This window comes from Candidatus Palibaumannia cicadellinicola, assembly GCF_002855795.1.
GTDB classification, from domain to species: Bacteria; Pseudomonadota; Gammaproteobacteria; order Enterobacterales; family Enterobacteriaceae; genus Baumannia; species Baumannia cicadellinicola_C.
In genome coordinates, this window is record NZ_NJPO01000083.1 from 1 (window position 1) to 1,311 (window position 1,311).

The window sequence follows — 1,311 nt, forward strand, 5'->3', positions numbered from 1 at the left end:
TATCAAATTAGATTTGTTAATTAAATATTAATTTAACCTATATACTAAAAACTTTCATTAATAAGTGTTTTGTATCTGTTATTACAGAGTTACCTATTTAGATAATATTATTAATGATAAAACTTTTATGTTATGGTGCGCCCGATAGGATTCGAACCTATGACCTACGGCTTAGAAGGCCGTTGCTCTTATCCAACTGAGCTAAGGGCGCATATAAAAACAAGTATACTAGTATATTATACTAATGCTAACAATTAGTCAATCGTTTTTCTAAATAATATTTTCTTATATCATTGAATAAATAGACCGCGCTTCTGAGCGAGATAGTGTCTTCTGCACTTTTTACATGATGGATTTGTTCTAAACATGGTTGCACAAATAATTGATGGTAAAAAAGTTGCTCAGCAAATCAAAAAAGAAGTTGCTCAACAGGTGCAAGTACGTTTGCAGGCAGGAAAAATAGTACCATGTCTAGCTGTAATACTAGTTGGCTGTGATTCCGCTTCACAGATTTACGTTGCCAACAAACGTAAGGCATGTGAAGACATAGGTCTTATCTCTCTTTTGTATGATTTACCTAATACGGTAAGTGAAACTGAACTATTAGTACTAATTGATCAATTAAACGTTGACCATAGAGTAGATGGAATCTTAGTACAGTTACCGTTACCGGTCGGTATCGACAATATCCGCGTTTTAGAGCGAATTGCACCGTATAAAGATGTTGATGGTTTTCACCCCTATAACGTCGGTCGTTTGTGTCAACGCGCGCCTTTACTTCGTCCTTGTACTCCACGTGGTATTATTACCCTGCTTGAACGGTATAATATTAATACGGTGGGTCTTAATGCTGTAGTAGTTGGTGCATCTAATATAGTTGGTCGTCCTATGGGGATGGAATTACTGTTAGCTGGCTGTACTGTAACTATCACGCATCGTTTCACCCGTAATTTACCGCAGTATATAACAAATGCTGATTTACTCGTAGTGGCGGTAGGTAAAGCTGGTTTCATCCCTGGTAGTTGGATCAAGCCTGGCGCTGTAGTGATAGATGTAGGTATCAACTGTCTAGATAGTGGTAAAGTAGTAGGTGATGTAGATTTTGTATGCGCCGTAGAGCGTGCAGCTTATATTACACCCGTACCTGGAGGGGTGGGACCTATGACAGTAGCTACGCTGATTCAAAATACTTTGCAAGCCTGCGAGGATTATCGCTCTCGGGAGCATATCATTCCTAAAGCCTAAAGCTCTATATAAAATATTTATTTTAACTACTGCGGCGCCAGATAGTTCCCTGCTGGGTATCTTCTA

The 1,311-nt window shown here is 38.4% G+C and carries 1 protein-coding gene and 1 tRNA gene; one reads left to right on the forward strand and one right to left on the reverse strand.

All coding sequences use genetic code 11. From position 1 onward, the window contains the following. Positions 1-133 precede the first annotated feature (133 nt). Positions 134-211, reverse strand: a tRNA-Arg gene (locus tag CEX73_RS01700). 155 nt (positions 212-366) lie between these two features. Between CEX73_RS01700 and folD the strand changes: the two genes are divergently transcribed. Then, complete coding sequence (folD, locus tag CEX73_RS01705; protein ID WP_101626876.1) at positions 367-1,245, forward strand: bifunctional methylenetetrahydrofolate dehydrogenase/methenyltetrahydrofolate cyclohydrolase FolD; 879 nt, start codon at positions 367-369, stop codon at positions 1,243-1,245. Positions 1,246-1,311: the final 66 nt, after the last annotated feature.